This window comes from Terriglobia bacterium (genome assembly GCA_020073205.1).
Classification (GTDB): Bacteria; Acidobacteriota; Polarisedimenticolia; order Polarisedimenticolales; family JAIQFR01; genus JAIQFR01.
In genome coordinates this window covers 1-5713 of the sequence record JAIQFR010000173.1, presented here as the reverse complement: position 1 = coordinate 5713, position 5713 = coordinate 1, and the positions used below count along the sequence as shown (strand labels likewise).

Genomic DNA, 5713 nt, shown 5'->3' with positions numbered 1-5713 from the left:
AGCGCGTAGCGCACGACCTTGGTCGGATCGATGATCCCCGCTTCGATCATGTTGACAAATTTGTCGTTCTGGGCGTCGAACCCCTTGTCCTTCTCGTCCTTCGGAAACTCTTTGACCTGGTTGACGATGACGGAGCCCTCGTACCCGGCATTGTTCGCGATCTGTCGGATCGGTTCCTCCATTGCGCGCTTGACGATCTTGATGCCGCTCGCCATGTCCTCGTTCTTCTCCTTCTTCGCCAAGTCCTCGAGCACGGGGATGCAGCGAAGCAGGGCGACGCCGCCGCCGGGGACGATCCCCTCCTCGACGGCCGCCTTGGTGGCGTGCATGGCGTCCTCGACCCGGGCCTTCTTCTCCTTCATCTCGGTCTCAGTGGCCGCGCCGACCTTGATCACCGCGACGCCGCCCACCAGCTTCGCGAGCCGCTCCTGCAGCTTCTCGCGGTCGTAGTCCGACGTGGTGTCCTCGACCTGGGTGCGGAGCTGCTTCACGCGACCCTCGATCGCCTTGGCCTTGCCGGCGCCCTCGACGATCGTGGTGTTCTCCTTGTCGATGACGACCTTCTTGGCGCGGCCCAGGTCCTCGAGCTTGACGTGTTCGAGTCGGATCCCCAGGTCCTCGGTGATGCACTTGCCGTTCGTGAGGATCGCGATGTCCTCGAGCATAGCCTTGCGGCGGTCGCCGTACCCCGGCGCCTTCACCGCGGCGACGTGCAGCGTGCCACGCAGCTTGTTGACCACCAGGGTGGCCAGCGCCTCACCCTCCACGTCCTCGGCGATGATCAGCAGGGGCTTGCCCAGCTTCGCCACCTCCTCAAGCAACGGGAGCAGGTCCTTCATGGCGGAGATCTTCTTCTCGTGGATCAAGAAGTAGGCGTCCTCGAGTACCACCTCCATCCGCTCTGGATCCGTGATGAAGTACGGGGACAGGTAGCCGCGGTCGAACTGCATCCCCTCGACGACCTCGAGCGAGGTCTCGAGCCCCTTGGCCTCCTCGACGGTGATCACGCCGTCCTTCCCCACCTTCTCCATCGCCTGGGCAATGATCTCGCCGATGGACTCGTCGTTGTTCGACGAAATGCGACCCACCTGCGCGATCGCCTTGCCGGCGATCGGGCGCGAGAGCTTCCGGATATCAGCGACCGCGGCCTCGACGGCCTTCTCGATGCCTCGCTTGATGTCCATGGGGTTGCCGCCGGCGGTCACCGCCTTGACGCCCTCACGGAAGATCGCCTGGGCCAGGACCGTGGCGGTGGTGGTGCCGTCACCGGCCACGTCCGACGTCTTGCTGGCGACCTCACGCACGAGCTGAGCGCCCATGTTCTCGCGGGGGTCCTCGAGCTCGATCTCCTTCGCCACGGACACGCCATCCTTCGTGGACAGCGGCGAACCGAACCTCTTGTCGAGGACGACGTTCCGGCCCTTCGGCCCCAGGGTGATCTTCACGGCGTCGGCGAGCTTGTTGACGCCGCGCAGCATCGCCTGCCGCGCGTCCTCGGAATACGTGATATTCTTAGCAGCCATCGCTTCTCGACCTCCTGAAAAGAGCTTTTCTCGCGTGAAACCCGGCCCGCCGGCGCCTCGAAGCGTCCTTGGGCCGGAGCCCGCCGCTCGTCCCGTCCAGCTAGCCGAAGATTCCGAGGACCTCGTCCTCGCGCAGGATGACGTGCTCGTCGTCGTCGATCTTGATCTCGGTGCCGGTGTACTTGCCAAAGAGGATGCGGTCGCCGACCTTCACCTCGAGCGGGATTCTCTTGCCGTTCTCGTCGAGTTTCCCTTTGCCCACCGCGATCACCTTCCCCTCCATCGGCTTCTCCTTGGCGGTGTCGGGGACGATGATGTTCCCGCGCTTCTGCTCCTTCTCCTCGATCCGCTTCACGAGGATCCGGTCGTACAGGGGCTTCACCTTCATGTCCTCGACCTCCTTGATCTTAAGTTGCCTTTTGTGAAGCACTTACCAACACTGACTAGCACTCACCACACACGAGTGCTTGTACTATAGGATCGCGTTCCGAGGCTGTCAAGGCTGCGGGGGGTCGCTCCGGGGCTCGGCGGGACGCAGCAACAGGTGGTGACGTTGCCCGCTTGATAAGGAATGGGATAGGGGATGGTCCGCTTGCCGGAGACCCCCGCCGCCCCGGCTAGGTGATCGACCACGTCGAGGTGCTGAAGGAGAGCGGCGCGGACGAGCCGGGGCAGACCGGGAAGGACGCGAAGGCGGACATCGCTAAGCGGTGGAGGGTTCCCAGTCGATGCAGCCTAGTTCGTCGTGACTTAGAATGCCCCACACAAGAAGGGAGAATCGCATGGCGGACAAGAAGCAGCAGATCGACGAGTTGATCGCGACCCTCAAGCGTCAACGGGATCAGCTCGCGCTCAAGATCCATCTCGGAAAGGCCGATGCCAAGGTTGAGTGGGAGAAGCTCGAGAAGAAGCTCGCCGAGCTCACGGCACAGGCCAGGCCGGTCGGCGGGGCCGTCGGCGATACCGCCAAGAACGTCGGCTCGGCGCTCGAGCTCGCCGGCGAGGAGATCAAGAAGGGGTACGAACGGATCCGCAAACTCCTCGGCTAGAAACCCCGGTTCTCGTCGGCCGAACTACTGCGCCGGAAACAACGGTCGGGAAGCTGCGGTTGTGCCGAGCTCGGTCTGCCCCGGCTACGTCATCGATCACGTCAAGGCGCTGAAGGAGGGCGGGGCGGACGAGCAGTGGCGGGACGGGAAGGACGCGAAGGCCGCTGATAGGTAGATGTGGCGCGTCGCCAGGAATGCGGGAGTCTACGCCCCGGTGTCGTGCCGATCAGAGGCGCAGCCGTCGCGCCATCACTTGCGCTCGATCCAATTCGATAGACCACCCAAACACGCTCTCGACATACGTTGCGATGAGATCCAAGAACCGCTCGAGTCTCTCGAGCGGATCCGCGCCTCCGAGCGCTGACTCCCAGCTCACGCTGCTGAAATAGCGGAACACCTTGCCGCTTGAGGTGCCAGGCCCAGCGGGCTCGATGCTCCCATGTCGAACGATCTTCTCGACCGTTGTAGCGATGTGGATGTCCGCAACAAGGTCTCCTTCCCCTACCAGGTGAAGTTCGACGAAGGCTGCTGTGTTGTTCCAGCGCCACGGAGGCGTTCGTATGAAGTCGGACTTCTCGTCCCATGACGCGCCAACTGGAACGTGTTCCTGCCCTCGTTTCAACTGAGAAAGGTACACGTTGCGGCTCTCGAAGTGCGCGGGAAACGTCAGCAGCAGGCTTCCTGCGCCCTCGGCGCAGGGCCAGCAACCATGCCCGCTTCGCCTGTGCGTCGCTCCAGTCCACGACCGCGCCGGGTTCATGCGGGCGACGCGACGAGTGGCAAAGCGCCAACGAAAGGAAACCGGACCACAGAACGAGCTTTCGCTCGGAATCTCGAACGCGGTGGTCGTCTTCGAGGAGGTTTAGTTCAATAACCTGCAGTTTCACTCCCTCGATGTCAATCTCCCGATCACGGGTTCTCCCGAGAAATCCGGCTCCCCGCTCATCAGGTGGGAATCGGCCAAACAGCACCAGGATCGGGGGCAGGTCGAGCTTTCCGCCGTACAAGGATTCTGTCTCAGCCAGGAATGGTTCGTCCTGAAGTAGCTCAAGGAGGAGGCGGGTCTTCCGGTCGAGCAGGCGTCGCTCCTCGTGGGTCAGAGAGACGCCTTCCTCCAGAAGCACCGGGGCGACGCAGATCGTGCCGATCGGAGTTCCCTCAACGACCGTCGCTTCTACGTCTCCGAACTGCATCCTTCTCGTTCGCATCTCACCGTCGCTCCTCGCGCGGTCATCGAGAGCCGGAGCCACTTCACCCCATCTCCGACAGGACGATGACCCCACTTCGATTCAGCGTGGACGTTCATCGCCGCGCACCGCACACGCGCTGCGCACGGTCGACGACGAGAACGGGACTGATCATCCCGTGGCGATTCGTTTCGCCATCGCTGTCGCCACGCGGATCCCCTTCTTCTCCCGCAGCGCCTTGACCTGCGCCTTCTGCCTCGGCCTCAGGTTCCGCAGGTACCCCATGTACTGGCCCTGAAGCTTCAACTCCGTGCGACGCTTGGGCGACAGCTTCAGCTTGCGCTTCTGCGGCGCGCGCCCCGCGGCGGCGGCCGACGCCCCGCCGTTCGTTAGCGCGACGAGGCGCCCGACCGACCGATCGATCGCGGTGAGGGACAGGCGGATGATGCGGAGGTGCTTCGTGAACGGGTTGCGGTGGCGTCTGGGCACGGTGAATCCCCCCTGAGAAGGGCTGATCGTAACAGGAAGCGACGATGGTAGTTGCGGCGAACCTGCGTCGCCGCCGTGGCACTTCCCGATCGTGAGGCGCGCTAACCCACGGCAACCGCCGACCTGATGGTGTACCCCGTGTCGGACGATTGCGCGCATACTCCGCGCAACGAGTTGGTCCACCGGAGGTGCTGACGATGGAAACCAAGAACAGCATCCGCACAAGAGGAGCCGCCGCGACGGGGAGGAAGGGCGTATCCTCGGTCACAAGGCGCAGCGGGCCGAAGAGAGCGTCCGCCCCCGATCTCACCGCGTCCTGGAATGGCTTCACGACGGAGGAACGCCACACGATGATCGCGGAGGCTGCCTATCTCAAGGCGGAGAGCCGCGCGTTTCAGGGCGGCAGCCCCGAGCAAGACTGGCTCGACGCCGAGGCCGAGATCGACGCGATCCTCTTGCAGATACAGGGAGGCGGCGAGTAGCACCTCCCACTGGTCCGATCGCAATCCCGACCAGCTCTCGGTACCGCGCAGCCAGCCCAGTACGCGGGTAAAGTCAATCTTCGATGACCCAGATCGAGGGGCTGCCCGCGCCGTACTGCACGACCGCCCGCCCGAGCGCCATGATCAGCGACACGATCCCGTCGATCCGGTCCGTACTCTTCGCCTTTAGGCTTCAGGTTCCGCGCCGCGTCCTGCTTCACCGACACGCAGTCGGCCATCCGGCGAAGGAGCGGGTTGCTTTCGGGTACACACGCTTCGACAGGAGCAGCGCCGCACGCGTCGGTCAGTTGCTAAACTTTCCGCTGGCTCTCCAACGGGCCACTAGACGGATGAGTTTGTTGGCCTGGGCGAGCCGATACCTTTCTGCAGTGTCTGCAGTGTCCTGCACCGTATCGGGGACGGATTGCGGGTACGCATTCTCGACCGCTTTAAAGTCCTCTTGATCCGGCCTGACTGGTCCCGTGATTCCAAACGCCTTCAGCATCTCCACTGCATCCTTCTCAAACTCATCGTACTCTTCACTCATCGCCCACCTCGCCCCGAGCTATGTCTGCCGCAACAACCCTCTGCGTCCTTTGTCTCGACGATGGTGACGTCGTAGATTGGGATCCCAGCCACAACGATACAACCGCGTGGCCAGCCTCGTGATAGGCGGTTCCGAGTAGCGACGCGACGCGCGTCCCAAAAGACCGCGCAGCGGACGTGTTCACTTTGCGTCTTGCCACGGCAATCCTCTCGGCACGGCCGATCGTAACACGGGAGGCGGCCGACACTGCCCTGCTGCTGGACAGGCCGGCCTGCGGACAACCAGCCGCAAGTTGATGCGCTCCCCCGAAACCACGCACTTGCCATTTCTCGCGTTCGCCGTACGTATTCTGCCAATGGACACCTCCTGCATGGAACGAGTCCTCGCAGGCATCCGCCCTGACGAGGTCCGGGACTTCCAGAACATGCTCGCGCTG

6 protein-coding genes are annotated in these 5713 nt (G+C 63.4%); 2 read left to right on the top strand and 4 right to left on the bottom strand.

The features are described from left to right. Window positions 1-1523 (bottom strand): chaperonin GroEL (gene groL / locus LAO51_19840; GenBank protein ID MBZ5640997.1); only part of this gene is annotated, 1523 nt, incomplete at its 3' end. 100 nt (window positions 1524-1623) lie between these two features. After that, window positions 1624-1911, bottom strand: coding sequence for a co-chaperone GroES (locus LAO51_19835; GenBank protein MBZ5640996.1), 288 nt, complete (start codon window positions 1909-1911; stop codon window positions 1624-1626). A 394-nt stretch (window positions 1912-2305) separates the two neighbouring features. Here LAO51_19835 and LAO51_19830 point away from each other — a divergent pair, with 394 nt between their 5' ends. After that, a complete protein-coding gene (locus LAO51_19830; GenBank protein ID MBZ5640995.1) occupies window positions 2306-2572 on the top strand; it encodes a hypothetical protein in 267 nt (88 codons plus the stop codon). A 1358-nt stretch (window positions 2573-3930) separates the two neighbouring features. Here LAO51_19830 and LAO51_19825 read toward each other — a convergent pair. Continuing rightward, window positions 3931-4248: a hypothetical protein gene (locus LAO51_19825; protein MBZ5640994.1), complete on the bottom strand. Its 318-nt coding sequence runs from the start codon at window positions 4246-4248 to the stop codon at window positions 3931-3933. A gap of 197 nt (window positions 4249-4445) precedes the next feature. Between LAO51_19825 and LAO51_19820 the strand changes: the two genes are divergently transcribed. Then, on the top strand, window positions 4446-4730 hold the full coding sequence (locus tag LAO51_19820; protein MBZ5640993.1) for a DUF2934 domain-containing protein: 285 nt from the start codon (window positions 4446-4448) through the stop codon (window positions 4728-4730). A gap of 304 nt (window positions 4731-5034) precedes the next feature. On the opposite strand, the gene LAO51_19815 is transcribed toward LAO51_19820, so the two are convergent. Further along, complete coding sequence (locus tag LAO51_19815) at window positions 5035-5277, bottom strand: hypothetical protein (GenBank protein ID MBZ5640992.1); 243 nt, start codon at window positions 5275-5277, stop codon at window positions 5035-5037. Window positions 5278-5713: the final 436 nt, after the last annotated feature.

Coding starts and splice junctions, on each gene's coding strand:
- LAO51_19835 (MBZ5640996.1), bottom strand. CDS start 1,911: ATGAAGGTGAAGCCCCTGTACGACCGGATCCTCGTGAAGCGGATCGAG.
- LAO51_19820 (MBZ5640993.1), top strand. CDS start 4,446: ATGGAAACCAAGAACAGCATCCGCACAAGAGGAGCCGCCGCGACGGGG.
- LAO51_19815 (MBZ5640992.1), bottom strand. CDS start 5,277: ATGAGTGAAGAGTACGATGAGTTTGAGAAGGATGCAGTGGAGATGCTG.
- LAO51_19830 (MBZ5640995.1), top strand. CDS start 2,306: ATGGCGGACAAGAAGCAGCAGATCGACGAGTTGATCGCGACCCTCAAG.